Annotated in this window: 24 protein-coding genes; 10 read left to right on the top strand and 14 right to left on the bottom strand. The window is 69.2% G+C overall.

Features of this window, described 5'->3' with window-relative positions; genetic code table 11:
• Nucleotides 1-11 precede the first annotated feature (11 nt).
• From ACIRON_RS00315 to ACIRON_RS00295, 5 genes are all read left to right on the top strand, one after another.
• Complete coding sequence (locus ACIRON_RS00315) at nt 12-1040, top strand: FecCD family ABC transporter permease (protein ID WP_402987413.1); 1029 nt, start codon at nt 12-14, stop codon at nt 1038-1040.
• Nucleotides 1041-1056: 16 nt separating this feature from the next.
• Complete coding sequence (locus tag ACIRON_RS00310) at nt 1057-1872, top strand: ABC transporter ATP-binding protein (protein ID WP_256328545.1); 816 nt, start codon at nt 1057-1059, stop codon at nt 1870-1872.
• Between the two features lies 1 nt (nt 1873).
• Entirely contained in the window at nt 1874-2812 is a 939-nt protein-coding gene (locus ACIRON_RS00305; protein WP_402987409.1) for a siderophore-interacting protein, read from the top strand.
• An 83-nt stretch (nt 2813-2895) separates the two neighbouring features.
• Nucleotides 2896-4626 (top strand): sodium:solute symporter family protein, encoded by a 1731-nt coding sequence (locus ACIRON_RS00300; RefSeq protein ID WP_176883834.1) that lies wholly within the window; start codon nt 2896-2898, stop codon nt 4624-4626.
• 10 nt (nt 4627-4636) lie between these two features.
• Entirely contained in the window at nt 4637-4918 is a 282-nt protein-coding gene (locus ACIRON_RS00295) for a hypothetical protein (RefSeq protein ID WP_402987406.1), read from the top strand.
• Between the two features lie 15 nt (nt 4919-4933).
• Here the strand turns inward: ACIRON_RS00295 and ACIRON_RS00290 are convergent, their stop codons facing one another.
• From ACIRON_RS00290 to ACIRON_RS00255, 8 genes are all read right to left on the bottom strand, one after another.
• Nucleotides 4934-5695, bottom strand: a complete 762-nt coding sequence (locus ACIRON_RS00290) for a DUF4097 family beta strand repeat-containing protein (RefSeq protein WP_402987403.1) — start codon at nt 5693-5695, stop codon at nt 4934-4936.
• 74 nt (nt 5696-5769) lie between these two features.
• Complete coding sequence (locus ACIRON_RS00285; RefSeq protein WP_402987400.1) at nt 5770-6351, bottom strand: toxin-antitoxin system HicB family antitoxin; 582 nt, start codon at nt 6349-6351, stop codon at nt 5770-5772.
• Nucleotides 6352-6521: 170 nt separating this feature from the next.
• Nucleotides 6522-10007: a (Fe-S)-binding protein gene (locus ACIRON_RS00280; protein WP_402987397.1), complete on the bottom strand. Its 3486-nt coding sequence runs from the start codon at nt 10005-10007 to the stop codon at nt 6522-6524.
• Nucleotides 10008-10190: 183 nt separating this feature from the next.
• On the bottom strand, nt 10191-11474 hold the full coding sequence (locus ACIRON_RS00275; protein ID WP_402987394.1) for a choice-of-anchor P family protein: 1284 nt from the start codon (nt 11472-11474) through the stop codon (nt 10191-10193).
• Between the two features lie 263 nt (nt 11475-11737).
• Nucleotides 11738-12781, bottom strand: a complete 1044-nt coding sequence (locus tag ACIRON_RS00270) for a hypothetical protein (protein ID WP_402987391.1) — start codon at nt 12779-12781, stop codon at nt 11738-11740.
• A 169-nt stretch (nt 12782-12950) separates the two neighbouring features.
• On the bottom strand, nt 12951-13814 hold the full coding sequence (locus tag ACIRON_RS00265; protein ID WP_402987388.1) for an HpcH/HpaI aldolase/citrate lyase family protein: 864 nt from the start codon (nt 13812-13814) through the stop codon (nt 12951-12953).
• A 1-nt stretch (nt 13815) separates the two neighbouring features.
• Nucleotides 13816-14886, bottom strand: coding sequence for an HpcH/HpaI aldolase/citrate lyase family protein (locus ACIRON_RS00260; protein WP_402987385.1), 1071 nt, complete (start codon nt 14884-14886; stop codon nt 13816-13818).
• Nucleotides 14887-14943: 57 nt separating this feature from the next.
• Nucleotides 14944-15078 (bottom strand): hypothetical protein, encoded by a 135-nt coding sequence (locus ACIRON_RS00255; protein ID WP_402987382.1) that lies wholly within the window; start codon nt 15076-15078, stop codon nt 14944-14946.
• Nucleotides 15079-15148: 70 nt separating this feature from the next.
• On the opposite strand from ACIRON_RS00255, the gene ACIRON_RS00250 reads away from it, so the two are divergent.
• Nucleotides 15149-16135 (top strand): GlxA family transcriptional regulator, encoded by a 987-nt coding sequence (locus ACIRON_RS00250; protein ID WP_402987379.1) that lies wholly within the window; start codon nt 15149-15151, stop codon nt 16133-16135.
• A 626-nt stretch (nt 16136-16761) separates the two neighbouring features.
• Here ACIRON_RS00250 and ACIRON_RS00245 read toward each other — a convergent pair.
• From ACIRON_RS00245 to ACIRON_RS00230, 4 genes are read right to left on the bottom strand one after another with little or no spacing between them, the layout of a single operon-like run.
• Nucleotides 16762-17301 carry a DUF1992 domain-containing protein gene (locus ACIRON_RS00245; RefSeq protein ID WP_402987376.1) on the bottom strand — a complete coding sequence of 180 codons (540 nt, stop codon included), beginning with the start codon at nt 17299-17301 and terminating at the stop codon, nt 16762-16764.
• 25 nt (nt 17302-17326) lie between these two features.
• Complete coding sequence (locus tag ACIRON_RS00240) at nt 17327-18766, bottom strand: MFS transporter (protein ID WP_402987373.1); 1440 nt, start codon at nt 18764-18766, stop codon at nt 17327-17329.
• The gene (locus ACIRON_RS00235) at nt 18763-20067 is read right to left on the bottom strand and encodes a M20/M25/M40 family metallo-hydrolase (protein ID WP_402987370.1); all 1305 of its coding nucleotides are present in this window, start codon (nt 20065-20067) and stop codon (nt 18763-18765) included. The genes ACIRON_RS00240 and ACIRON_RS00235 overlap by 4 nt, the downstream gene beginning before the upstream one ends.
• 53 nt (nt 20068-20120) lie before the next feature.
• Nucleotides 20121-21410, bottom strand: coding sequence for a C39 family peptidase (locus tag ACIRON_RS00230; RefSeq protein WP_402987367.1), 1290 nt, complete (start codon nt 21408-21410; stop codon nt 20121-20123).
• A 73-nt stretch (nt 21411-21483) separates the two neighbouring features.
• On the opposite strand from ACIRON_RS00230, the gene ACIRON_RS00225 reads away from it, so the two are divergent.
• The gene (locus ACIRON_RS00225) at nt 21484-22632 is read left to right on the top strand and encodes a GTPase family protein (RefSeq protein ID WP_402987364.1); all 1149 of its coding nucleotides are present in this window, start codon (nt 21484-21486) and stop codon (nt 22630-22632) included.
• A 3-nt stretch (nt 22633-22635) separates the two neighbouring features.
• Here ACIRON_RS00225 and ACIRON_RS00220 read toward each other — a convergent pair whose 3' ends face one another.
• The gene (locus ACIRON_RS00220) at nt 22636-23124 is read right to left on the bottom strand and encodes a winged helix-turn-helix transcriptional regulator (protein WP_402987361.1); all 489 of its coding nucleotides are present in this window, start codon (nt 23122-23124) and stop codon (nt 22636-22638) included.
• A 109-nt stretch (nt 23125-23233) separates the two neighbouring features.
• Here ACIRON_RS00220 and ACIRON_RS00215 point away from each other — a divergent pair, with 109 nt between their 5' ends.
• Nucleotides 23234-23899 carry a dihydrofolate reductase family protein gene (locus ACIRON_RS00215; protein WP_402987358.1) on the top strand — a complete coding sequence of 222 codons (666 nt, stop codon included), beginning with the start codon at nt 23234-23236 and terminating at the stop codon, nt 23897-23899.
• Entirely contained in the window at nt 23899-24429 is a 531-nt protein-coding gene (locus ACIRON_RS00210) for a dihydrofolate reductase family protein (RefSeq protein ID WP_402987355.1), read from the top strand. The genes ACIRON_RS00215 and ACIRON_RS00210 overlap by 1 nt, the downstream gene beginning before the upstream one ends.
• Nucleotides 24430-24448: 19 nt before the next feature.
• Here the strand turns inward: ACIRON_RS00210 and ACIRON_RS00205 are convergent, their stop codons facing one another.
• Nucleotides 24449-24877, bottom strand: a complete 429-nt coding sequence (locus tag ACIRON_RS00205) for a peptidoglycan-binding protein (protein WP_402987352.1) — start codon at nt 24875-24877, stop codon at nt 24449-24451.
• A 151-nt stretch (nt 24878-25028) separates the two neighbouring features.
• On the opposite strand from ACIRON_RS00205, the gene ACIRON_RS00200 reads away from it, so the two are divergent.
• Entirely contained in the window at nt 25029-25985 is a 957-nt protein-coding gene (locus ACIRON_RS00200; protein WP_402987349.1) for an SDR family NAD(P)-dependent oxidoreductase, read from the top strand.
• Nucleotides 25986-25990: the final 5 nt, after the last annotated feature.

Genomic DNA, 25990 nt, shown 5'->3' with positions numbered 1-25990 from the left:
GAGGTGGCGGCGTGACCGTGCAGTCGATCAACCCCACCGCAGTCGTACGCAGCGCCCGACGCATCCCGCAGCGGCGGCTCGCCCTGGTGACCGGTGGTCTGGGCGCGGCCCTGTTCGGGCTGTTCACGCTCCGTGTGCTCGGCGGCGACTACATCATCACGCTGCCGGACTTCTTCCGGATCCTCGGCGGGGAGGAGATCCCCGGCGCGACCTTCATCCTGATGGAGTCGAAGCTGCCGCGGGCGGTCCTGGGTGTGATGGCCGGAATCGCCTTCGGCACCGCCGGCGCGATCTTCCAGTCGACCCTGCGCAACCCGCTCGCCAGCCCCGACATGCTCGGCATCTCGATCGGGGCGAGCGCGTCGGCGGTCTTCGCGATCGTGGTCCTCTCGCTGAACGGCTCGGCGCTCTCGCTCGCCGGGATCATCGGCGCGGTGCTCACCGCCGTCGCGATCCGGCTGGTGGCCGGCAGCGACGGTGGATACCGGCTGGTGCTCGTCGGTGTCACCGCTGCCGCCGGTCTGGTCGCGGTGATCCAGTACCTCTTCACCCGCGCCAACGAGTACGACGCCCAGCTCGCGCTGCGCTGGATGACCGGCAGCCTCAACTCGGCCTCCTGGCCGACGATCAGGATCCTGCTCGTCGCGCTGGTGATCCTGCTCCCGCTGGTCGCCTGGACGGTGAAGTCGCAGCGGGTGCTCGAGCTCGGTCCCGACGTCGCCAATGCGCTCGGCGTGACCCACCGCTACGCCGACCTGCTGCTCCTCCTCGCCGTGCTGCTCTGCGCGCTGGCGGTCGCCGCGACCGGCCCGGTCGCGTTCGTCGCGTTCGTCGCCGGGCCGATCGCCCGGGTCCTCAACGGCGGGCGTACGACGATCCTCGGCGCCGCGCTGGTCGGCGCGGTCGTGGTGGTCGGGGCCGACTACGTCGCGGCCTATGGATTCCCCGGCACCAACCTCCCGGTCGGTGTCGTCACCGGTGCTTTCGGGGCGCCGTTCCTGTTGTGGTTGCTCGCCAGCGGGCGGGCTGGAAGGCGATGACATGAAAGAGGCCCAGATGAGACTCGCTGCGGAGAGTGTGAGCCTCGGCTACGGCGGCGACCCGATCGTCGACGAGGTCTCCCTGGAGATCCCCGACGGTCTGACCACCGTGATCGTAGGCGCCAACGGCTGCGGGAAGTCGACCCTGCTGCGCGGGATGGCCCGGCTGCTCCGCCCCATCTCGGGGCAGGTGGTCCTCGACGGCAAGGCGGTCCACAAGCAGCCGACCCGGGCCGTCGCCAAGACGCTCGGCCTGATGCCCCAGTCGCCGATCGCGCCCGAAGGGATCACGGTCGTCGACCTGGTCGGCCGCGGTCGACAGCCCCACCGCGGTGCGCTGCAGCGCTGGTCGCCCGAGGACGACGCGGCCGTCGCCGAGGCGCTCGAGCTGACCAACACGCTCGACCTCGCCGACCGGATCGTCGACGAGCTCTCCGGTGGCCAGCGGCAGCGGGTCTGGGTGGCGATGGCACTCGCCCAGCAGACCGACCTGCTGCTCCTCGACGAGCCGACCACGTTCCTCGACGTCGCCCACCAGATCGACCTCCTCGACCTGCTCCACGGGCTGCGCTCCTCGCGAGGCACCACCGTCGTGATGGTGCTCCACGACCTCAACCTGGCCGCCCGCTACGCCGACCACCTGATCGCCATGAGCGGCGGCAGGATCGCCGCCACCGGCGACCCCGCCGAGGTGGTCACCGCCGAGTCGGTCGAGAAGGTCTTCGGCCTGGAGGCCCAGGTCATCTCGGACCCCGTCTCGGGCACACCGCTGGTCGTCCCCATCGGACGCCACCACCGCCCCGCCGCTCACCCCCACGCACAAGGAGCCTGACATGCCCATCCTCGCCCGCGTCTCGGTGCGCTCCGTCGAGCGTCTCTCCCCATCCTTCGCCCGGATCGAGCTGGCCGGCGACGACCTGGCCGACTTCGGCAACGACGGCCCGAGCCTCGACCAGCGCATCAAGCTCCTCTTCCCGGCCACCCCGGGAGTGCTGCCCGAGCTGTCGGGGGAGAACTGGTACACCGAATGGCTCGCCCTCCCCGAGGACGAGCGCCCGCGGATGCGCACCTACACGATCCGCTCGGTCGAGGGCGAAGGGATCGAGAAGCGTCTGTACGTCGACTTCGTGCTCCACCCCGGCGCGCACGGTCCCGGCTCCGACTGGGCCGGCGCGGCCGAGCCCGGCGACGAGATCCTGGTCGCCGGACCCAAGCTCGGCGAGCCCTACGGCGGGATCGAGTGGCTTCCTGGTGACGCGACCCGGCTGCTTCTGGTCGGGGACGAGACGGCCGTCCCGGCGATCGTCTCGATCCTCGAGTCGCTGCCGGCGGACGCCACCGGATCGGCCTTCCTGGAGGTGCCGGCGGCTGGTGACGTACAGGATGTGGTTGCGCCTGAGGGGTTGGAGGTCAGCTGGCTGCCGCGCGAGGGCGCGCCCGTGGGCGGTCCGTCCCTGGCTGCGGTCGGCGGACTGCTCGGCTTCGAGGCGACGCCCGAGGACGTGACCTCGGTCGAGGTCGAGGACCCGGACCTGTGGGAGACCCCGGACTACTCGTCCTCCGGCGAGGAGGTCTCGGCGCCCGCCAACGGCTCCACGAATGGCTCCACGGACGGCTCCGCGAACGGCGAGGACGGGCGCTACGCCTGGATCGCCGGGGAGTCCCGGATGGTCACCGCACTGCGCCGTCATCTGGTCAACGAGCTCGAGATGCCGCGCAAGCAGGTGGCCTTCATGGGCTACTGGCGAGAAGGCGTGTCGATGAAGGGGTGACCCAGCACGGTTTTGGCTGTTTGACGTGGTTAGGTTGACGTACTCAATCAACCTAGAAGGGTCGTGGAATGCAAGGAAGCATCCTGGCCGCGGACACCCTGATCCAGGCCAATGCAGTTGATTACCTTCTGATCGCCATCTACTTCGCGTTCGTTCTCGGCATCGGCTTCCTGGCCAGCCGCGGGATGTCGAGCTCGGTGGACTTCTTCCTCTCGGGCAGGTCCTTGCCCGCGTGGGTCACCGGTCTCGCCTTCATCTCAGCAAACCTCGGCGCGGTCGAGATCATGGGGATGTCGGCAACTGGCGCGCAGGTCGGGCTGCCCACCGTCCATTACTTCTGGATCGGTGCAGTCCCAGCCATGCTGTTCCTGGGCGTCGTGATGATGCCCTTCTACTACGGCTCGAAGGTGCGCTCGGTCCCCGAGTTCATGAAGCGCCGTTTCGGCACCGGCGCCCATCTCGTCAACGCGCTCTCGTTCGCGGTGGCGCAGCTGCTCATCGCCGGTATCAACCTCTACCTGCTCGGCGCCATCGTGCACGCGCTGCTCGGCTGGCCGTTGTGGGTGGCGCTGATCGTGGCCGCGGTGATCGTGCTGTCCTACATCACCCTCGGTGGTCTGAAGGCCGCGATCTACAACGAGGTCCTGCAGTTCTTCGTGATCGTCGCCGGACTGCTGCCGCTGACCATCCTGGGTCTCCACCGGGTGGGCGGCTGGGACGGTCTGACCTCTCAGATCGAGAAGGCCGCGGCCGCCAACCCCGACACCATCGCGCCCGCCGCCGACCAGCTCAACTCCTGGCCCGGCGCCGCCCTGACCGGCTTCTCCTCCGACTTCCTCTCGGTCGTGGGCATCGTGTTCGGTCTCGGGTTCGTGCTCTCCTTCGGCTACTGGACGACCAACTTCGTCGAGGTCCAGCGAGCGATGGCCGCCGACTCGATCAGCGCGGCCCGCAAGACGCCGATCATCGGTTCGTTCCCGAAGATGTTCATCCCGTTCATCACCATCGTCCCCGGCATGATCGCCGCGGTCCTGGTCACCGAGATCGCGCGTACGAAGGCAGGGGAGTCGATCCCCGGTGGTGCCTCGGGTGAGGGGGTGACCTACAACGACTCGCTGCTCTACCTGATGGCAGAGGTGTTGCCCAACGGTCTGCTCGGCCTGGCGATCACCGGTCTGCTGGCGGCGTTCATGGCCGGTATGGCGGCCAACGTCTCCGCCTTCAACACGGTGGTGTCCTTCGACATCGTCCAGGAGTACATCATCAAGGACCGCCCGGACGACTTCTACGTGAAGCTCGGCCGCTGGGCGACCGTCGCGGCGACGGCCATCGCGATCTTCACCGCTGTCCTGGCGTCCAGCTTCTCCAACATCATGGACTACCTGCAGACGCTGTTCGGGTTCTTCAACGCTCCGCTGTTCGCGACGTTCATCCTGGGTATGTTCTGGAAGCGGATGACCGCGACCGCCGGTTGGGCGGGCCTCGTCTCCGGCACCTTGGCGGCGGTGGGCGTCGGCATCCTCGCCGACGGCACGCTCGGCGGACTCTCCGTCGGCGTCCTACCGCTGTCCGGTCAGGGTGCGTCGTTCGTGGCCGCCGGTGTGGCCTTCGGCGTCGACATCGTCGTCAGCGTGATCGTCTCGCTGGTGACCAAGCCGAAGCCGGAAGGCTCCCTGAAGGGTCTGGTCTACTCGGAGACACCGAGGGAGGACCTGGTGGATCCCGAGGACGCAGGTCGTCCGTGGTGGCAGCGCCCGGTGCCTCTGGCGGGTGTCTCTCTGGTCATGGTCACCATCTTGAACGCGATCTTCTGAGGAGACTGAGATGCCTAGCGAATCGAACCCGGCCAAGACCAACAAGGGGCTGCTCGGCACGCTGCTGTCGCTCTTCGACATCCGCAACGTGATCGGGTCCCTGCTCGCGGTCTACGGCGTCATCCTGCTGCTGATGGGCCTTTTCGGTGACCCCGAGGTCGACAAGACCGGCGGGCCCAACGCCAACCTCTGGGCGGGCATCGCCCTGCTCGTCGTCGGGGGCGCCTTCATCGCCTGGGGGGTGCTCCGGCCGGTCGTGCCGGACGCGCCGCACCCCACCAAGGAGAAGTAGCCCTCCTCGTCGGGCTCAGAGCCCGACGAGGGTGATGTCACCACTCACGGTGGTGGTACGGAGCTCGACGTAGGGCTCACCCGCGGCCGGTGCGCCAGTGCTCTCGACAGTGCTGGTGCACCGGCCGGTCACCGTGCTGACGTCGGTCCAGACCGGGGTGCCGTTCGGGATCCCGATGCGTACGTCGGAGGAGGCTCCCTTCACCGAGATCCGGCCCGCGCTGACCGAGTGGATCGCGAAGTCGCCGGCGCCGGTCGAGTGGCTCACGTCGCCCTCGACCTCGTCGATCTCCACCGCGCCGGAGCCGGTCTTGGTGTGCAGGTCGTGGACCGTACCGATCCGGATGTCGCCGGAGCCGGACTTGATCGAGGCGCGCCCGTCGAGGGTGTCCGCCTCGATGTCCCCCGAGCCGGACTCGACCTGGAACTCCTCGACGACCCGGTCGATCCGAATGTCGCCCGAGCCGGTCTGGAGCCACGCTGCCCGAAGGACGCCCTGGGTGGCGATATCGGCGGTACCGGTGCGGGCTCGCAGCTGGCTGCGGACGGGGACCGTCACGCTGATGTCGTAGCGCCGCGAGCGGTTGAACGGGCCTTTGTGCGGGTCGATGATGTTGATCGTGTCGCCGCTCTGCTCGACGACCAGACTCTCGGCGTCATCACCGTCGATCTCGACGACGGTCTCGTCGGTGTCGGTCGCCTGGACCTCGAGATTGCCCTTGCCGAACTCGACGAACAGCTTGGCGGGGGCGGTGGACATGAAGGTGTACGTGCTCATGATGGTGCTCCTCAGGGTGTGCTGATCCACCGGACCGGCCGGGCGGCCGTCCGTGGTCGTGTCTCGAGCTCAGGTCAGAGCCAGCCGGTCATCCGGCGGTCGGACCTGCCGCGGTTGCTCCCGCGGAACGGATCGAAGCTGCTCATCGCCTCGCTGACGATGTGCGGGATCGCGGAGAGGTCGACGTCGACGTTGACCGCGTTCTCGCGGGTCGCCGCGCGCACCGCGCCGATGAGCCAGGTGTTGAGCGACTGACCGGCCTCGGCCGCGGCCTCCTCGGCCTTCGCCTTGAGCGACTCCGGGATGCGGAGGGTGACCCGGGCGAGGGCGTCGTCGCCCTCCGGCTCCGGCGGGGCCGGAGGAGCCGGGGGAGCGGGCGGTGTCGGTGGCGTCGGGGGAACCGGCTCGGCGAGCTCGGGAAGCGTGACCCCGAACTCCAGGTCGCGCCCTCGCAGACGTACGTCCACGTTGCCCGCCGGCAGCTCTGCCGTGATCTCCGCAGCTGCCTGGCTCACCGCCTCCATCACCGCCAGCCGAGCGGCAGGGTCGAGAGCGTAGGTGAGCCGCTCCGCGGTCTCCCTGGCCTCCGGCCCCGATGCCTCGGCCGCGGCCAGCAGATCCCGGCGCAGGCTGTCGATGTACGGCGTGATGTCCATACGCACCACTATGACATCACGATGACGTCAACACAACCCCAATCTGACATCACGTGATGTCAGCCCCCCGTCGAGGCGTCAGCCAGGTCGGCCGAAACGTCAAGCGCGCCGGTCGAGTTGGCACGGTGGTGCCATCTCGACCGACGCGCGTGACGTCTCGGCGTGCTGGGTCAGAGGTCGAAGAGCGACCCTGCCTCGTGGATGTCGACGTCCGTACGTGGCGTGTGGGTCTCTCCGCTCACGGCCGGGGCCGGCTTCGGCTCCGGCGCGGGCGCCTCGGCGACCGGCTCGGGCTCGGGCTCCGGCTCGGGCTCGGGCTCCGGCTCGGGCTCGGGCTCCGGCTCGGCTGCCGGCGCCTCCGCCTCGACGGCAACGTCCTCGACCGGCGCCTCGTCGACCACGGTCTCCGTGACGGTCTCGGCCACCGGAGCGACCTCGGCCGGGGCGGCGGGAGCCGCGGCGGCGACCGTGCCCTCGGGGGCCTCGATGTCGAAGAGCGAGCCGAGGCTGTCGAAGTCGACGTCGGTCTTCGGCTCCGAGGTGACTCCCGAACCCGCGACCGGAGCGACAGGCGCCGCGGGTGCGGGTTCGGCAGGTGCGGGTGCAGCAGGTGCGGCCGGAGCCTCCGTCGCGGCCTCGGGGGCCTTGGCCGGGGCGGGTGTCGGCTCGGGCGTGCTGGCCGGGATGTCGAAGAGCGAACCACCTGCGCTGAGGTCGATGCTCGGCTCTTCTGCGGCCGGAGCGGCAGCCGGAGCAGCGGCAGGCGCCTCAGGCTCGGCGGCAGCCGGCGCGGCCTTCGCCTCGGGGGCCGGTGCGGCCTCCTCGGCGGGTGCGGCCGGGATGTCGAAGAGCGAGCCGCCTCCGCCCAGGTCGACAGCAGGCTCCTCGGCCGGTGCCGGGGCAGGTGCTGCCGGAGCAGCAGGCGCTGGCTCCTCCTGCGCGGGTACGTCGAAGAGCGACCCACCAGCCCCGAGATCGGCCACAGGCTCCTCGGCGGGCTTGTCGGCGGGCTTGTCGGCCGGCACGTCGAACAGCGAGCCGCTCGACGCCGGAGTCTCCTCGGCAGGCGCCTCCGAGGGCGTGTCGAAGAGCGACCCGCCGCCGTCGAACAGCGAGCCACCGGAGGCCGGCTTCTCCGGCTCAGCGGCCGGCGCGGGGGTGTCGAAGAGCGAGCCACCACCCGACGTACCTCCCGATGCCGGCTCGGCCGGGGCCGGGGTGTCGAAGAGCGAGGACGCGTCGGCCGGAGCCTTCTCGGTCGTCTCCGCAGTCTCGGCGGGGGAGTCGAAGAGCGACGATCCCGCAGCAGCGGTGGCGGCACCTGCGGCGGCTGCACCGGCAGCTGGCGCAGCCTCCTCGACGGCCGGCGCAGCCTTGGCGGCGGCACCGACCTTCGCGCCCTCACCCGGGGCCATCTTGGTCGCCTGCTCGCCCTTCACGGACGCGAGCAGCATCTGCGCGACGTCGAGCACCTCGACCTCTTCGCGCGCGGCACCGTTGGCCTGGGCCTTGGTCAGACCGTCGGAGAGCATGACGCGGCAGAACGGGCAGCCGACGGCGATCTGGTCGGCGCCGGTGGCGACGGCCTCGTCGGTGCGGTTCTCGTTGATCCGCGACCCGATCTTCTCCTCCATCCACATCCGGGCACCACCGGCACCACAGCAGAAGGAGCGCTCGGAGTTGCGGGGCATCTCCTTGTACTCCGCGCCCGGCATGATCTGCAGCAGCTCTCGCGGCGGCTCGTAGACGCCGTTGTGGCGACCGATGTAGCACGGGTCGTGGTAGGTGATGGAGCGCTTGTGGGCGCCGGCGCCGTCCGCGACCGGGGTCAGCTTGCCCTCGCGCACGAGGCGGTTGAGCAGCTGGGTGTGGTGGACGACCTCGAGCTCGATGCCGAACTCCTTGTACTCGTTCTTCAACGTGTTGAAGCAGTGAGCACAGGTGGTGACGGCCTTCTTGACCTTGAACTCCTTGAACGTCTCGACGTTCTGCTGAGCCAGGCCCTGGAAGACGAACTCGTTGCCGGCGCGGCGGGCGGAGTCGCCGGTGCAGGTCTCGCCGTTGCCGAGTACGCCGAAGGAGACCCCGGCCATGTCGAGCAGCTCGGCCACGGCGCGGGTGGTCTTCTTGGCGCGGTCCTCGTAGGCGCCGGCACAGCCGACCCAGAACAGCCAGTCGACCTCCTCCAGCGACTCGATGTCCTTGCCGACCTCCTTGACGTCGAAGGGCAGGTCCTTGGCCCAGTCCATGCGCGCGTTGGCGTTCATGTTCCAGGGGTTGCCCTTGCCCTCGAGGCCCTTGAAGAGACCGTTGAGCTCGGAGGGGAAGTTGGACTCGACGAGCACCTGGTAACGGCGCATGTCCATGATGTGGTCGACGTGCTCGATGTCGACGGGGCACTGCTGGACGCAGGCGCCGCACGAGGTGCAGGACCAGAGGACGTCCTCGTCGATGACGAAGCCGCCGTCCTCCGGGTTGTAGAACCAGTCGAGGACCTCGGCGTTGCTCTCGGCACCATCCGGGGCGCCGTCGGCCTTGCCGATCAGCGGCTTCTCCTTGAGATCGCCGTCAGCGGCGGCGGCGTACGCGTGCTCACGCAGGCCCATCATCAGCAGCTTGGGCGAGAGCGGCTTCTCGGTGTTCCAGGCGGGGCACTGCGACTGGCAGCGACCACACTCGGTGCAGGTGGTGAAGTCGAGGATGCCCTTCCAGGAGAAGTCCTGGATCGAGCCGACGCCCAAGATGGCGTCCTCGGCGATCCGGTCCTCCTCGACGTCCTCGAGGGTGACGGGCTTGCCGTCGATGAGCATCGGCTTGATCGCGCCGAGCGCGGTGCCGAGCGGGCGTGCGCCGTCGACAGCAGACGTACGCGAAGCCGGCTCGCGCTTGAACCAGATGTTGAACCAGGCGGTGAAGCGGTGCCAGGCGACACCCATCGTCAGGTTGGACGAGATCACCATCAGCCAGATCAGCGCCGAGAGGATCTTGAAGGTCGCGATGAGGTAGATGATGTTCTCCAGCGTCCCGATCGACTCGGCGCCGGTCGGGTAGAGCGCACCGAAGAACTGAGAGATCGGGAAGTGGAAGCCGGTCGCGTGCTCGGCGTGCTCGCCGCCGTGCGCCAGCGCCAGGTTGTACTCCGCGCCGCGGATGAACAGGATCGCGATCGACTCGAGCAGCACCATCGCCTCGACGAAGAAGGCCTGCCACATGACCGACCCGTAGAACCGCGTCTCGCGGCCCATCTTCCTCGGCTGGTGCAGCAGTCGGTAGATGATCAGCGGGATGATGCCCAGCGCACCGAGCAGGCCGAGACCCTCGGCCACCCACTCGTAGAGGAAGAACTTCCCGATGACGGGGATCGTCCAGTCGGCGGAGAAGAGCTGGAAGTACGCCGAGCCGACCGCGGTCGAGAGCACGATGAACGCCGCGAAGGCGAACCAGTGCAGGACGCCGACCCAGGTCCACTGCAACATCCGCGTGTGGAGGACGGTCTCTTTCAGCATCGTCAGCGTGCGGGCCAGCGGCTGGTCGACGCGGCTGATCGGCGTACCGATCTTGATGACCGCGAGCATCGACCTGACCGCCTTGGTGGTCATATAGACGGCGACCACCGTGGTCGCGAGACACACGACGATGGTGATGATCTGCAACATGCCTAGGCGCTCCTCATCAGGGGGCAGGACTGCCGGAATAAGCCGAGCCTAGTTCTTGCGGTCGGCTCCGTCAGGGTAAGGGTAGGCTGATACTACCCATGAGTAACTTCACAACGTGGAAACGGCCCGCGACCTGGTCAGGTCGCGGGCCGTTTCTTAGGACAGCCTCAGTGGATCAAGGCATCACGCGTTGGAGTTCACCTTGAACTTGGCGTGACCGATGTTGACAACGGTCTTGGTGCCCTCGGTCGCGTCGAGGAGCGTCAGCCGCAGGGCGACGACCTCGATCAGGTTCTTGCTGCGCTCGACGACGACGTTGGTCTCGATCTTGGCCAGGCCGGGGATGTCGACGCGGGAGAGCGCCGACCCGAGCTGGGCGAGGGAGACCTTCTGGTCGTTGATGAAGATGTCGCCGAACTTGGTGCCCGAGGTGGACGTCGAGGCGCCCTTGCCCTTGACGAACTTCGCGTTCGCCTGAGCGCGGATGGCCTCGATGCGGATCGCGCCGTCGCCGATGTTGACGCCGGCGACCTCGGCGAAGGTGTAACCCTCGGCGCTGGTCTTGGTCTGGTTCGAACGCTGACCGCTCGTGAGACCCTTCACGTCCACGACGCTGCCCGCCTCGCCCAGCGGAACGCCGGCGATGGACTTGGTCTTCAGCTTGCCCTTGGTGCCGGCGCAGGACGCGTTGGTCAGCGGGTTCTTGCCGACCTGGACGGCGCCGCCGAGAGCGGTGGCGTCGATCGCGTCGGAGAAGCCGCGGAAGGTCGCGGAGTAGGCCTGGCCGTTGATCTCGGCGCGGGAGCGACCGACGATGACCTCGGAGTCGGTGCCGTGGAGCTTGATCCAGATGCCGTTGGCGTAAGCCTCGGCGCCGTCGGCGTTGGTCTTCTCGACGGTGTTGCCCAGACCGATGGTGGCAATGCCCGGGATGACGAGCGGCTTGTCACGGCCGGGGATCGGAAGGTCGATCTTCTGGCCGGGGCCGGCCGGGTCGAGAACGACGTGAGCGATCTTGGCCTTGGAGTCGGCCTTGTAAGCCTTCCCGTCCCACCAGGCCTGGGACACCGAGCTGAGACCCTCGACGGTGACCTTGCCCAGCGGGCTCTTGTCGAGAACGACGTCGGCGATCTTGTGCTCCGAGATGGACTTGACCGTCGAGCCGGACTTGATGGTGCGCTGGCGGGTGGTGGTGCCGCCGATCTTGCCGAGACCGGGCACCTTGGCGCCCGCGGTGTTGTTGTCGACGTCGTAGCCAGCCTTACGGGTGCACCCGATGGTCTGGTATCCGAGGTCTCCCGAGTTGGCCGGGATGTTTCCACCGGTCACGCGGCTGCCGAAGCCGCTGGCGAACAGCCCGAACGAGGTGTTCGTCAGCGCGGCCTGTGAGGGCGCCGGCACAACCAGAACTGCGCCGACGACGGCGGCAGCGGCTGCGGACAGCGCGAACGTACGGATGCTTCGCATTGTTGGTTGGACTCCGATTCTGCGGTGGGGATCCCCCAAGATCCCCGCAACGGGGCCGTGCCACCTGCCAGATCCGGGGGAACCTGGCGCACTCCCGAGTTAAGGGGTGGCACATCGGGCAAACGAGAGAAAACCACGGAAGTTATCGGGACGGAGGTCCTATTTCTAGATGGCCCTTCTTTGTCATGGGTAACCCACCCGGGCATACGCAAAACGGGCCGTGACCTCGGAAAGGTCACGGCCCGTTCTGAAACGGCTGCTGACTAGGGCGTCAGGTCGATCTGAATCCCGGTGAGACCGTCGATGACGCCCGTCACCGTGTCGAGCACCGGGGCCACCACGTTCTTGCCCAGCGACGGCTGGGTCGGCACGGGGGTCGGCTCCGGCTCCGGCTCGGGTTGCGGAGTCGGTTCCGGTGTCGGCTCCGGAGCTGGTTCGGGAGCCGGTGCCGGGTCCCTGTCCGACAAGGTGTCCCCTTCGAGCGGGGTGGAGACGGTCCCGCTGGAGGAGTGAGCGCCACCGTAGGCCTCGGCCGTGGAGGGCGCGTCGTAGTCGCCGTTGGAGTGCTTGCCGCCAGAGGTGTTCGGGGCCGCGGGGGAGAACGGGGAGGTCTTCTCCGGCGCGATCACGCCGGGGGCGTCGATGACCTTCTGGTCGGCGATGTCGACCACGGGTACGGCGTCGTAATGACCCGCGTGGGCCTCGACCTGCTGGGTCTCGACGTCCGGGTCGACGTTGGCCTGGGCGAAGGCGCCGATGCCGGCCGAGGCGATCGCCATCGCCGCGAGCGGCAGCAGCACGGTCTTCTTGTTGCGGGCGCGGCCCTTCGGAATCCGGTGCTCCTCGACCACGCCGTTCCGGGTCGGCACCTGCGCGGCGGCGTACGACGGCATCGCCGGGTTGGCGAACATCACCGGGCCGGCCGGGTGGAACTGCTGGGCCGTGTAGGGGCTCGGCTGGTAGGCGTACTGCGGCGGCTGGGTGTGCGGCGCCGGGCGCTGATAGGTGGCCTGTGGCCGCTGGGAGTGGCCGGCGTCGGGGTGTCGCAGGACGAGCGCCGTGCCGGGCTGCGGCGGCGCGTACGGCGTGTGACGCGGTTGCACTCGCTGCGCGGCCGGGTTCGTCTTGGGATTGGTGAACCACGACTCGTCTGAGGGTGTCATCCCCTCGAGAGCGCGGTGGGCGATCTCGAGGGGGTCCGGCGCGGTTCCGTTCGTGGGGAGCATCGGTGTTGCGGGGTGTCGAGCCGGCGTGTGCGGGACGTTCGAGAGGTCCCCCGTCGCGGGCCGACGGTTCGCTTCAGTCATCTGACGCTGTCTCCTGAGCGCGTAGCGAGTGTCGGTTGTGTCGCGCAGCACGTAACGGAACCAGAATCTCGCCGGTTTGTCACCTTCTTCTCGGAAAAAAGTTACTGATCAGCCAAAACGGAAAACGAGTAACTTTTTCTATACATTGAGAGATATTCCTGGCGGTGGCCTACAGCGCGGCGATGGCCTCGGCGATGCTCAGGACCCGCTTCGCGCTCTCGACGTGCAGCGACTCGACCATCTTGCCGTTGTACGTCGCGACGCCGCTGCCGGCGGCCTCGAACGCCTCGATGAGGCCCTTGGCGTCGGCCACCGCCTGGTCGCTCGGTGCGAAGCCGGCGTTGGCTCCCTCGACCTGAGCGGGGTGGATCAGGGTCTTGCCGTCGAACCCGAAGATCCGGCCCTGCTCGACCTCGGCCGCGTAGCCCTCGGCGTCCTTCACGTTGTTGTAGACGCCGTCGAGGATGACCTTTCCGCTCGCGCGCGCGGCGAGCACGGCCAGCTGGAGGCTGGTGACCAGGTTGGCGCGGGCGGGGACGTGGTCGACGTACAGCTCCTTGACCAGGTCGTTCGTGCCCATGACGAGCACCGTCAGCCGCTCGGAGGCCGAGGCGATCTCCTCGGTGTGGAGGATGGCGTACGGGCTCTCGATCATCGCCCAGAGCTTGGTCTGCTCCGGGACGCCGGCCTTCTCGAAGGCCGCGACGAGGTCGAGCACCTGCTGGGGGCTGTTGACCTTGGGGACCACGATCGCGTCGGGTCCTGCCTTGGCGGCGGCGGCCAGGTCGTCGGCGTGCCACTCGGTGTCGGCGCCGTTGATGCGGATGGTGAGGTACTTGTTGCCGTACTCGCCCGACGTCACGGCCGCGGCCGCGTTCTCGCGTGCCTCCGGCTTGGCGTCGGGGGCGACGGCGTCCTCGAGGTCGAGGATCAGCGCGTCGGCGACGATCGTCTTGGCCTTCTCGAGGGCACGCGTGTTGGAGCTCGGCATGTAGAGGACCGAGCGCAGGGGGCGGAACGTTGTCTCGGTCATCTCAGTCCTCGATCTCGATGGTGTCGTAGAGCTCCTTGAGCTTCGGGTCGATGGCGGCCAGCTCCTCGGCCAGGTCGACGAGGACCAGGCACTGCTTCAGCGAGGCGTCGTCCTCCATCTTGCCGTCGAGCATGACTGCGCCGGTGCCGTCGCCCATGGCGGCGACCACGCGACGGGCGTGCTTGATGTCCTCGACGCTGGGGGAGAAGACGCGGTTGGCGATCTCGATCTGCTTGGGGTGCAGGCTCCAGGTGCCGACACAGCCGAGCAGGAACGCGTTGCGGAACTGGTCCTCGGCCGCGACCACGTCGGTGATGTCGCCGAACGGGCCGTAGTAGGGGTAGATCCCCGCCGCGGCGCAGGCGTCGACCATCTTCGCGATCGTGTAGTGCCACAGGTCCTGCTGGAAGACCGTGCGGGTGCCGTGGATGTCGCCATCGACCGGGTCCTGGCGGACCAGGTAGCCGGGGTGGCCGCCGCCGACGCGGGTGGTCTTCATCTTGCGGTCGGCCGCGAGGTCGGCCGGGCCGAGGCTGATGCCCTGCATGCGCGGGGAGGCGAGCGCGATCTCCTCGACGTTGGCGACGCCGCGCGCGGTCTCGAGGATGGCGTGGATGAGGATCGGCCGCTGTACGCCACCCTTGGCCTCGAGCTGGGCGAGGATCCGGTCCACGTAGTGGATGTCCTCGGGGCCCTGCACCTTCGGCACCATCACGACGTCGAGCTTGTCGCCGATCTCGGTGACCAGGGTGACCAGGTCGTCCAGGACCCACGGCGAGTCGAGGCTGTTGATCCGGGTCCAGAGCTGGGTCTTCCCGAAGTCGGTCGCCTTGGCGATCTCGACCAGGCCCTCGCGTGCGGCGACCTTGTTGTCGGCCTTGACGGCGTCCTCCAGGTTGCCGAGGAGGACGTCGACGGTGCCGACCATGGCGGGCACCTTGGCCGCCATCTTCGGGTTCGACGGGTCGAAGAAGTGGATCGCGCGACTCGGCCGTGCCGGGATCTCCCGCAGGGGTGCGGGAGCGCCTACCGCCAACGGCGCGAAGAAGTCCTTGGGGCTCTTGTGACTCATGCCGGTCACCCTAACGGCCGGGAGTTACCGGTCGGTAGGCGTCTCGGCTTGTAACGATCACGACCGTCGTCGGGACGGATGGTCCTTCGGAACCCGGGCGCCGTGACGGATCCGGGCGCCGGCGTCGAAGCCGGCGAGGACGGAGCGGACGGTGCTGCGGACCTTGCTGGGGTTCTTCCTGTAGTTCGTCATGACTCCATCGTGCTCGCGCGGAGCCCGCTGGAGGAGTGGCAGGATTGACTTAGAGTGATAGATTCTTGCCATGTCCGCGAAGCCGTCCATCGCCATCCCGATCGTCGACGGGATGACCCTGTTCGAGATCGGGATGCCGCTCGAGGCGCTCGGCTACGACTGGGACCACGACGCCAGCCCGCTCTACGACGTGGCGCTGTGCGGCGACCTGCGTGGGGTGCGCGTCCACGGTGGGCCGCGGCTGACGCCGCAGCGGCCGATGACCGCGCTGGCCGAGGCCGGAACGGTGCTGGTGCCGGCGATCCGGCCGGGCGATCCGGTCAGCCCGACCCTGGTCCGGGAGCTACGCCGGGCCGCAGCAGGCGGCGCCCGGATGGTCTCGCTGTGCACCGGTGCCTTCGCCCTGGCCGAGGCCGGGCTGCTCGACGGTCGCCGAGCCACGACCCATTGGCGGTGGGCGGAGCTGTTCCGGCGTACGTTTCCGCGGGTCGACCTCGACCCGCGGGCGATCTACGTCGACGACGGCGTGCTGACGAGCGCGGGCTCGGCCGCCGGGCTCGACCTGTGCCTCCACCTGATCCGCACCGACCACGGCCAGCATGCCGCCAACACCATCGCCCGCAACCTGGTCATCGCCTCGCACCGTGACGGCGACCAGGCGCAGTACGTCGCGGCCGACCCGCTCACCGAGCAGGCCCACTGGCTCGACGAGCTGCGCGCCTGGCTCCGGGCCAACCTGCACGAGGACGTCACGCTCGAGCGCCTGGCGGCGGCTGCCGCGGTCTCGCCCCGCACCCTCGCCCGGCGCTTCGAGCGCGACCTCGCCACCACCCCGATGCGCTGGGTCTCCGCCGAGCGCATCGCGGTCGCCAAGACGCTCCTGGAGACCACCGATCTGCCGATCGACCGGATCAGCCACGAGGCCGGCTACTACTCGCCGGTGACCTTCCGGGCGGGATTCACCTCGGAGGTCGGGGTGACTCCTGGGCGGTATCGGACGCGGTTTTCTCGGCGGGAGCTCGGTGGTCGGGGTGGGGAGGTTGTTGGGACGCGTTGAGACGGCTGTTCTTTGTGGTTGGGGTTTGCCGCCGACCCTTTCGGGGAGGGTGTTCTCGGCGGCGTCCGGAGTAAAGGACGGCCTGCGGCCGCCGGCTGACGCCGGTCGCCTTCGGCGATCCTTGACACCGGCCGTCGCCGAGAATTTTGGCTGGCTATCGGGTCGGCGGCAGGGGTTTGGTGCGGAGGTTCGGGTTGGGTAGGGGTCTGGGAATGGGCTGATCGCTTCGCTGGGGTGGGCGAGCGGGGCAGTTGGTGGAAGGAAAATTCCTTTCGCTGCGTGAGTAGTCTCTGCCGAGGTGTGGGTTCTGCTGGTGGAAGGAATTTTCTTTCCGCTGGAGGAGTCCTTGCTCGGTTGGGGCGAACGAATTTTCGTTCGCCCGTAGAGGCCTTCTCTTCACTCGGGGCGGTTTCCCGCGGCCACACCCGGGCCGCCGCCCCGATAGCCAGCCAAATCTTTCTCGACATGGTCCGGTGTCAAGGACCGCGAAAGCGGCCGGCGTAGCCGGCGGCCGCAGGCCGTCCTTGACTCCGGGGCAGGTCGAGAAGACCCTCAGAGATCGGGTCGGCGGCCCAACGCCAGCCCCAAACAAGCAGTCACTGACCGCAGTCTTTCCGCGCGACAGCTCAGCGCCGCCACCAACGTCGTCTCCGAGGAGGCTGCTCGCGACGTACGTTCTTGGCCGCCTCCACCCGAGCCACACGTCGCTCTCGCCAAGCGTCCAGGGTGGCGTCGAGGTCGCGGGGCATGGTGATCAGCGGCGGTCCCTCGGGGGCTCCGTAGCGGGCCGCGATGACGCGCTCGTTGAACTCCTCGACGATCCTGCGGGCGCCGTCCTCGGTGGTCTGGGTGTCGAGGAGGCCGTCGAGCTCGGCGTCGTCCTTGCGGAGCTGGACCGACCGGGGAAGCACGACGATCTGCTCGCGCTCGACGAGCTGCTTGACCCACCAGTCGGGATCGTGGTCGCGGTCGAGATTCTTGATCGGCTTGCCGGCACCCGGCAGGTTGTCGAACTCGCCGCGCTGGATCGACTGCTGCACCTGCATGTCGACCCACTTGGTCTGATTGGTCATCCGCGCTGCTGCCGCAGCCTTGCTCGCGTCGGCGTCGAGCTGCGGCGCGGGCGTCTCGGGGCGCCCCTCGGGCCAGTCTTCGCTCTCGGGCATGTCATCACCTCCGGCGCCAGAGAGTTTACCCAGCCCTGGCTGACCTCCGGGGCAGAAGGAGCAGCAGCCCGGCGACGAGGGCGGTGACGCCGCAGACCGCCCACACCTTCAGATAGCCCGAGAGCGGCGCGTGCGCCTCGCCGGCGATGGACCCGTCCGCGGCCAGCGCGATCGCGAAGACCGCGGAGGCGATGGCGCCGCCGACGGTCTTGGTGGCGTTGGTCATGCCGGTCGCGAAGGCGGTTCGGGAGGACGGCGCGGCTGCGGCGGCGGCCGCCGGCAGCGAGGCGACCAGGGCACCCGAGCCGAGCCCGACGACGGCCATGTTGAGGAGGCCCTGCCCGGTGGAGTCATGGAACGGCAGCCACATCAGGTAGCCCGTGGCCACCAGGAAGCAGGCGACCGCCTGCGCCCGCACGGGCCCGAGGAACCGCGCCCACAGCGGCAGGGTGAAGGCGGAGATCGCCATCGCGATGACGTACTCCGCGATCAGCAGGGACACGAACGCCGCGTCGGCGCCCAGCCCGAACCCGGCCTCGGTGGGATCGGTGCGCGCGAAGGTCGACAGCGGGATCTGCGCTCCCAGCACCGACATCCCGAACAGGAAAGCGGTCAGCTGGATCGGCCACTGCCCGCGCGAGACCAGCAGGCGTACGTCGATCAGCGGCTCAGCCCTGCCGCCACCGTCCAAGGCGGTCTCGATGCGCCAGAACGGGACCAGCGTGAGCAGCCCCAGGACCACCAGACCCCAGGCGAGGAGAGAACCGGCCCCGAGGACGCGTACGCCGACCAGGCCCGCCATGACCAGGCCGAGCACGAGGGTCAGCACCGCCAGGCCGAGCCAGTCGAAGGCGCCGCCGCTGGTGCCGGAGTCGGGCTCGATGCCGACGGCGATGACGACGAAGACAGCGGTCACGGCCACGGCCGGGAAGGCCAGGATCGCGGTCATCGGGAGCACCCCGACGAGCGCGCCGGCGGCGATCGCGCCGATGATCACCGAGAGCTGCAGCGCGCCGACCAGGACACCGGCGGCCTTACGGGTCAGGGCGGTGTCGCCACCGGTGCGCTTGTGGACGATGGCGACCTCGAGCGGCAGCCAGATGACGTAGGCGCCCTGGATCGACCAGGCGACCAGGAAGGAGCCGAAGTCGGGGGCGACCACTGTCCACCAGGTGGCGAGCGCGGTGATGCCGGTCGCCAGCAGGAGCACCTTCTTGTGGCCGATCAGGTCGCCGAGCCGGGCGAGCGGCGGCACGCACAGCGCGGAGACGATCAGCTGCCCGGCCTCGAGCCAGTTGAGGTCGGCGTCGGAGACGCCGAGATGGTCGGCGAGATCGGAGAAGATCGGGGTGTAGTAGCCCTGCAGGATGCCGCTGGCGAACTCGACGGCCACCAGGAAGCCGACGATCACCCAGATTCCACGCGCGGCCTGCTCGAGGCCGGTGCGCTGACGTTCGGTGGTCACAGTGACTCGATCAACCTTCGGTAGAAGCGGATCCCGTCGAGGTAGTCATCGACCCTGATGTTCTCGTCGGCGGCGTGGATGGTGGCGCGCTGGGCAGCGGTCATCCGGAACGGTGCGAACCGGTAGACCCGGTCGCTGATCTCGTAGAAGAAGCGTGAGTCGGTCGCAGCCATGACGGTGTAGGGAGCCGGTACGGCCTCCGGGAAGATCGCCGCGATGGTGTCGGTGACCAGCGAGAACGCCTCGTCGCGCGGCGAGATCGGCGACGGTTCCCCGGCCCGGACGACCTCGATCTCGACGTGCTTGTCGGCGATCGCGGCACGCAGCCGCTCGACGACCTCGGCGACCGTCTCGCCGACCATGATCCGCAGGTTGACCCCGGCCGAGGCGGCCGAGGCGATGACGTTGGCCGCCGGGCTGCCTTCGAGCGTCGTGATCGCCACGGTGGTGCGGGTCAGCGCGGCCGGCTCGGGTCCGAGCCGGGTCAGCAGCCGGGCCAGCGCAGGCGCCAGCCGGCCGGCGTTGGCCAGCACGGGTCGCATGGGCCTGGCCGCGTACGGGGCGATCCGCTCGAACATCTCGACCGTCGGCGCCGGCAGCCCGACCGGCATCGACATCCGGTCGAGCCGGGTGATCGCTCGGGCCAGCCGCGCGGTCGGGCCGTTCTGGCGCGGGGTGGAGGAGTGGCCGCCGTCGCCGGTCACCTTCAGACGTACGTCGGTGGTGCCCTTCTCGGCGACGCCGACGACCCCGATCGGCGCCGCGACGCCCGGGAAGGCGTCGAAGGCGACCGCGCCGCCCTCGTCGAGCACGAACCACGGCTCGACCCCCTGGCTCCGGAGCTCCTCGACAGCCGCCCGCGCGGCCGCGCCGGTCGTCTCCTCGTCGGAGCCGAACGACAACCAGACGTCGTACGCAGGCGCGAACCCGTCCGCGAGGAGCCCCTCGACCGCGGCGCAGATCGCCACGAGCTGACCCTTGTCATCGAGCGTGCCGCGCCCGTGGATCACCCCGTCGACGATCTCGCCGCCGAACGGGTCGTGGGTCCAGACGCCGGCGATCGGGACGACGTCCTGGTGGGCCATCAGCACGACCGGCTTCTCGGCGGAGGCGCCTGGCCAGCGGAAGAGGAGGCCGTGCTCGCCGACCGGGGTGAGGTCAAGGTTCGCATGCAGCAGCGGGAAGTGTTCACGCAGCGCCTCGTGGAGCTGCGCGAACGCCTGGGTCTCCGCACCCGAGCCGTCGTTGACGGTCGGGGCCCGAAGTGCTGCCTGAAGAGCGGCGACGGGGTCGAGTGTCATGGTCGAAACCTAACCCCACCAGGGTGTCCGGGATCACCCTGATGGCGAGTCCGTCACCAGTTTGTGGCGCGCCCGGGCAGCCTCACATCGCGCGGGTGGATGACGTAGGTGATCCCGTCGGTCGAGGTCTGCCAGACCCGCTCGAAGTTCTCGCGGGTGTAGACGTTGCGCACCTCGTCGTTGGAGGGGTGGTTGGCGTCGTAGACGATCGGGTCGCCCTCGGCGGTGAAGCCGCCGATGACGAGCAGGTGGCCGTCGGTGCCGTAGCCCGCCTCCGGCATCTCCTCGAGCTCCCAGTTGGCGGAGACGACCAGCGGGAAGCCGGCGGCCACCAGGGTCTCGGCCTCGGCCAGCGAGCGCAGTCGGGTCACGAAACCGTCCAGGCCCCAGCGGCCGGCGTAGGCGGTGTTGAACGGCCAGTTGCCGGCGCCCTCGTAGGCGTAGTCCCAGGTGTTGATCGCGGCGTAGGCGACCTGCGGGTCGCCGTTGGGGGCCTCGATGCCCTCCAGCTCGCTCGCCGGGACCTCGTGGCCCCAGTGGTACTGCACCATCGTCGTCGAGGTCGGTGAGCACCAGACCTGGCCGCCGCCGCCGAACTCCGGGTACTCGCCGCGGTGGATGTTCTGGCTGAACGGCGGGACACCGAGGTCGATCGCGTCGTCGAGGGTCGGCGTGCTCGTGCCGGGGTAGGCGGAGTCGGGCAGGTACTCGTTCGTCAGCGTCGAGACCGTTCGCAGGCTGGGGGAGACGGCCGCGCCCTCGGGCCGCAGCAGGGTGACCCGGGTCTGGAACGCCTCGGGCTCCTTGCCGGTCCGGGCGACGTACGTGTCGGTGTAGAGCCCCGCGTCGGTGTCGCTCTGGCCCTCGACGGAGGTGCGGTGGATGTCGCCGGCCGCGAAGTCGTCGCCGGCCGTCCAGCGACCCATCACGAACCACTTCGTCCAGGTGCCGTCCGCCTTCCGGCCGCGGAACCGGATCTCGGCCCAGGTGCCGGTCGGTGTGTCGACGTCCCAGGAGGTGACCGACTCGTCGATCGCGTACCCGGTCTTGACCACGGGCGAGGTCCAGGTGCCGTACTCGTAGGTCTTGGCCGTGCCGTCGCCGAAGGGGTCGGTGTAGGCCGTCGTCTCGCTGCCGCGGCCGATCCGGAGGGTGCCGTGCCGGTCCGGGCGCAGGTTGCTCGACCTGCCCTTCGCGAAGTCTTCGATGCTGTTCCACCGGGTGAGGGTGATATCGGTCGACCGGGTCTCGGGCTCGGCCGCGTGGACCGGAGTCGTGGGTAGGACCAGGATGGTCGCTGCGGCGAGGGCGGCAACGTACGCGAGGCGAGACCGTGGGCTCATGTCGGAACGCTATTCCTCCTCGAAGCGCGCGGCCACGACAATTAGTCGGTGCCGGCTGGCATTCTTGGTCGACGTGAACAACTTCGCATCCGACGGCTGGTTCAAGGACGAGTTCCACAAGAGGTATTCCGAGTCGGCCAAGGAGATCGGCCGGTTCAACCTCGCCGTCTTCGGCAAGACCGGGGTCGGCAAGTCAACGCTGGTCAACGCGGTCTTCGGGGCGGAGGTGGCCAGGACCGGGATCGGCGAGCCGGTGACCAAGGAGTCGACGCTCTACCTGCACACCAGCGGGTTCTTCGGGCTGCTCGACACCCAGGGCCTGGAGATCGGCGTCGAGGGCGACCGGGTGATCAAGGACCTGGCCAAGCTGATCTCCGAGCGGCGTCGCAAGCCGCAGTCCGAGCAGATCCACGTCGCCTGGTATGCCGTACGTTTCGCCGACCGCCGCTTCGAGGACACCGAGGCCGCGTTCATCCAGAAGCTCGCCGACCTGGGGCTGCCGGTCGTGCTGGTCATGACCCAGGTGCCGACCTCGCCGACGGGTGCCTACCACCCGGACGCGGTCGAGTTCGCCCAGCAGATCGACGCGCGCGGGCTGCCGGTGCACGGCGCCCGCGTCTACCTGACCAACGCGAAGGCCGACGACTTCTCCGGCCAGCAGGTCCACGGCCTGCAGGAGCTCGTCGATGCCACCTTTCGATGCGCGCCTGCAGGCGTCGAGGAGGCCCTCATCGCGGCGCAGAGGGTGGATCTCAAGCGGAAGCAGGAGCAGGCGAACACCGTGATCGCGGGTGCCGCGACCGCGGCCGGGGCGGCCGGCGCCACCCCGATCCCGTTCTCCGACGCGGTCGTCCTGGTGCCGATCCAGCTCGGCATGATGGCGCGCATCTCGGCGATCTACGGCATCGAGGTCGACAAGGCCGCCATGGCCTCGATCGCGGCCACCGCGGCCGCCACCCAGGCCGGCCGCACCGTGGCCGGCAACCTGCTCAAGATGATCCCCGGGTTCGGCACCGTCGGGGGTGGCGCGATCAACGCCACCGTCGCCGCGGGCTTCACCGGTGCCATCGGCGCAGCCTGGTCGGCCGTCTGCGTCAAGCTCGGCGAGGGCAAGCTGCGCGGCGTCAACGGCGCCCTGGACACCGAGGGCATCCGGTCGCTGTTCCTCGACGAGCTGAAGAACCAGATCTCCAAGCTGAAGCTTCACGGCAAGGAGAAGTGAGGCTCACCCGGCCATCGCCGCTTCGTACGCGGCGGCGAGCTGCTCGCTCGCCCGCGGGGCGGCCGGGTCGGGCCGCGGCGTGCCCAGATGGAGCTCGCGCAGCTCGTCCATGAACGACGCCACCATCTCGGGACCGGCATCGCGCAGCAGCTCGGCCCGGACCCGGAGCTGCCGGGTGCCGTCGCGGTGGGCGAGGCCCCAGTTGCCGAGCGCGACCATGATCGGCAGCGTCTGGATGCCGGCCTCGGTCAGTGCGTAGGCCGCCTTCTGGCCACGGCCGGCCTGCTCCTTGGTGAGCAGCCCACCCCCGACGAGCTTCTTCAGCCGGCTGCTGAGGATGTTGGAGGCGATGCCCTCCTCGGAGCTGCCGAGCAGCTCGCGGAAGTGGCGACGGTTCCCGAACATCACGTCGCGCAGCACGATCACCGACCAGGGGTCACCGAAGACCTCCACGGCTGCGTTGATCGGGCATCCCGACCTGGGCTCGCTCACTCGGTGTCTCCTGGCACTCGGAAATAGTGGTTGCAATCTGCAATCGGAGAGTCTACCCTCGACGCCAGTGATTGCAAATTGCAACCACTCTGATTCGAGGGAGATCGACATGTCACGCGTACGTGCTCACACCATCGGCGTCTCGCTGGACGGCTTCGCCACCGGCGACGGTCAGAGTCTGGAGGCGCCGTTCGGCCACGCCGGCATGCGGCTGATGGAGTGGTTCTTCCCGACCAGGACCTTCCAGAGTGCGTCCGGGCACCGCGAGCGGATGGAGGTCGACCCGGCCGCCGACGCCGACGACGCGTTCGCCGCCAGGTCCTGGGAGGGGATCGGCGCCGAGATCATGGGCGCCGGCAAGTTCGGTCCGCCGGGATGGCAGGACGACGCCGACTGGACCGGCTGGTGGGGCGAGGAGCCGCCCTTCCACACCCCCACCTACGTGCTGACCCACCAGCCCCGCGAGTCGATCGAGATGAAGGGCGGCACCGTCTTCCACTTCCGCAACGCGCCCATCGAGGAGGTGCTGGCCGAGGCGAAGCAGGCGGCCGCCGGCCAGGACGTACGCATCGGCGGCGGCCCGTCCTCGCTCCGGGACTTCCTCGCGGCCGGCCTCGTCGACCACCTGCACGTCGCGGTCGTCCCGATCATCCTGGGCCGTGGCGTACGGCTGTGGGACGGTCTGGAGGCGCTCGAGGACGGTTACGAGGTCGCCTCGACCACCACGCCGAGCGGCGTCACCCACATCACCTTCGACCGGAAGCAGGTCGCGTGATGAGCGGCAAGGTGCTGTGGCACTTCTCCATGTCGCTCGACGGCTTCGTCGACGGGACGGAGCCGGGGATGGCGTGGTTGAGCGACGTCACCGGGAAGCCCGGGGTCGAGGAGGTGTACTCCTCACAGCTCGGCGCCGTCCTGGGCGGCCGCAACGGTCACGACGCCTACCCCGACGCGATGCCGTACGGCGACTGGGAGGGCCCGGTCTTCATCCTCACCCACCATCCCGAGGACGCCCGGCCGCAGGAGCACGTCACCTTCCTCAGGTGCGACGTCGGGGAGGCGCTGCGGATCGCGGTCGAGGCCGCCGAGGGGAAGAATGTCGAGGTCCATTCCGCCGATATCGGCCGCCAGCTCCTCGAACGGGGTCTGATCGACCAGATCGAGCTGCACATCGCGCCGGTCCTGCTGGGCGACGGCATCCGCCTCTACGACAACCCCGGCGGGGCGCCGATCAAGCTGCACAACCTGATCGGCGACGATCCGCACCTGGAGGTCGACCTCCGCTACGCCCCGGTGCGTCCCTGACGCACCGGGGTCCGCGGACTCAGACCCGGCAACCGGCCGCGCGAGCGGCGGCGAAGGGGTAGGACTGCGCCGGGCCGGTGCCGTAGTAGTACGGCGAGCACAGGTAGGCCCAGGTCCTGGGGCCGACGATGCCGTCCACCGCCACCGAGGAGTCCCAGTAGCGCCACGACGTCTGCCGCGAGATCACGGCCTGCCGCGTGTTGGCGCCGAACTGCCCGTCCACCACCAGGTTGATGCCGGGCTGCCAGTTGAGCAGCGTCTGGATGTAACTGACGCAGGTGCCGTTGCCGCCGTATGAGTAGTTGTACGACGTGCAGGTCGCGGCGTGAGCCGGCGACGGGGCGGCAATGCCGGTGACGGCCGCGCCGGTGATCGCGATGAGGGTCGCGGAAACGATGCCGGCGATCCGCCGCTTCCACGTGCGCGGGACGGTGCTGGTGGCTGACATGTTCTCTCCTGGGTTCGTGCGGGGGTGATCGTGCGAGGGCGTCGGCTTCGCGCCGACGTTTCGACGCGTCACGCTAGATGCCGCCCACCCGGGCCGGGATCCAACGAATCCGCGGAAACGAGCCCGGATCCGGGGTCGCTAGGGTGCGGGAGTGGTCAGCCTGTTCTCGCTCTCGCTCTCGCTCCTGCAGACGCCGCGCGCCCGGATGGCGCGCACGATCCGGGCCGTGACCGGTGGCCCGAGCCCGCTCGCCGGCCGCACCGTGCTGGTCACCGGTGCCAGCTCGGGGATCGGCGAGGCGACGTCGTACGCCGCGGCTCGACGTGGCGCGCACGTGCTCCTCGCCGCCCGCCGGGCCGAGGAGCTCGAGCGGGTGCGGAAGACCATCGAGGACGCCGGCGGGCAGGCGTCGACCTACCTCGTCGACATGGCCGACGGTGACTCGATCGACGCGCTGGTGGAGCAGCTGCTCGCCGAGCACGGTGCGGTCGACTACCTGGTCAACAACGCGGGCCGGTCGATCCGGCGCTCGCTCGAGCTGACCTACGACCGGTTCTCTCGTCTGAGCGCCGAGAGCGAGGAACGAGCGGGTCGGCGTGAAGCGAGCATCATGCACGACTTCGAGCGGATGATGGCGGTGAACTACTTCGGCGCGGTCCGGCTCACGATGGGCCTGCTGCCGGCGATGCGCGCCCAGCGGTTCGGCCATGTGGTCAACATCGTCACCTGGGGCAACCAGATCAAGGCCCCGAAGTTCGCCGCCTACATCGCCGCGAAGTCGGCGCTCGACGTGTTCGGGCGGATCCTGAGCCGCGAGGCGTACTTCGAGAACGTGACCTGCACCAACATGCGCGTCGCGATCGTGCGGACGCCGATGATCGCACCGACCGCGGAGTACGAGGGCCGCGGCGAGAGCCCCGAGGAGTGCGCCGAGCGCGTCGTCCGCGCGCTCGAGGACCGGCCGGTGACGGTCGACGGCGCCTTCGGCTCGGTCTTCGAGGTCCTCAACATCCTCACCCCGCGGCTGGCCGATCTCGCGATGGCCGCCTCCCACCTGCGTACGCCGGACTCCGCTGCCGCACGTGGGGCGGCTCAGGTGCGGGACTGATCGGA

Source organism: Nocardioides sp. NPDC101246 (genome assembly GCF_044767415.1).
Taxonomy (GTDB): domain Bacteria; phylum Actinomycetota; class Actinomycetes; order Propionibacteriales; family Nocardioidaceae; genus Nocardioides.
Note: the sequence above shows the minus strand (reverse complement) of the source record. Positions and strands in the feature narration are given on the sequence as shown.

Excerpts from the sequence above, each read along its gene's own strand:
- ACIRON_RS00310 (WP_256328545.1), top strand. The coding sequence starts at position 1,057 with ATGAGACTCGCTGCGGAGAGTGTGAGCCTCGGCTACGGCGGCGACCCG.
- ACIRON_RS00305 (WP_402987409.1), top strand. The coding sequence starts at position 1,874 with ATGCCCATCCTCGCCCGCGTCTCGGTGCGCTCCGTCGAGCGTCTCTCC.
- ACIRON_RS00295 (WP_402987406.1), top strand. The coding sequence starts at position 4,637 with ATGCCTAGCGAATCGAACCCGGCCAAGACCAACAAGGGGCTGCTCGGC.
- ACIRON_RS00290 (WP_402987403.1), bottom strand. The coding sequence starts at position 5,695 with ATGAGCACGTACACCTTCATGTCCACCGCCCCCGCCAAGCTGTTCGTC.
- ACIRON_RS00285 (WP_402987400.1), bottom strand. The coding sequence starts at position 6,351 with ATGGACATCACGCCGTACATCGACAGCCTGCGCCGGGATCTGCTGGCC.
- ACIRON_RS00280 (WP_402987397.1), bottom strand. The coding sequence starts at position 10,007 with ATGTTGCAGATCATCACCATCGTCGTGTGTCTCGCGACCACGGTGGTC.
- ACIRON_RS00275 (WP_402987394.1), bottom strand. The coding sequence starts at position 11,474 with ATGCGAAGCATCCGTACGTTCGCGCTGTCCGCAGCCGCTGCCGCCGTC.
- ACIRON_RS00270 (WP_402987391.1), bottom strand. The coding sequence starts at position 12,781 with ATGACTGAAGCGAACCGTCGGCCCGCGACGGGGGACCTCTCGAACGTC.
- ACIRON_RS00265 (WP_402987388.1), bottom strand. The coding sequence starts at position 13,814 with ATGACCGAGACAACGTTCCGCCCCCTGCGCTCGGTCCTCTACATGCCG.
- ACIRON_RS00260 (WP_402987385.1), bottom strand. The coding sequence starts at position 14,886 with ATGAGTCACAAGAGCCCCAAGGACTTCTTCGCGCCGTTGGCGGTAGGC.
- ACIRON_RS00255 (WP_402987382.1), bottom strand. The coding sequence starts at position 15,078 with ATGACGAACTACAGGAAGAACCCCAGCAAGGTCCGCAGCACCGTCCGC.
- ACIRON_RS00250 (WP_402987379.1), top strand. The coding sequence starts at position 15,149 with ATGTCCGCGAAGCCGTCCATCGCCATCCCGATCGTCGACGGGATGACC.
- ACIRON_RS00245 (WP_402987376.1), bottom strand. The coding sequence starts at position 17,301 with ATGCCCGAGAGCGAAGACTGGCCCGAGGGGCGCCCCGAGACGCCCGCG.
- ACIRON_RS00235 (WP_402987370.1), bottom strand. The coding sequence starts at position 20,067 with ATGACACTCGACCCCGTCGCCGCTCTTCAGGCAGCACTTCGGGCCCCG.
- ACIRON_RS00230 (WP_402987367.1), bottom strand. The coding sequence starts at position 21,410 with ATGAGCCCACGGTCTCGCCTCGCGTACGTTGCCGCCCTCGCCGCAGCG.
- ACIRON_RS00215 (WP_402987358.1), top strand. The coding sequence starts at position 23,234 with ATGTCACGCGTACGTGCTCACACCATCGGCGTCTCGCTGGACGGCTTC.
- ACIRON_RS00210 (WP_402987355.1), top strand. The coding sequence starts at position 23,899 with ATGAGCGGCAAGGTGCTGTGGCACTTCTCCATGTCGCTCGACGGCTTC.
- ACIRON_RS00205 (WP_402987352.1), bottom strand. The coding sequence starts at position 24,877 with ATGTCAGCCACCAGCACCGTCCCGCGCACGTGGAAGCGGCGGATCGCC.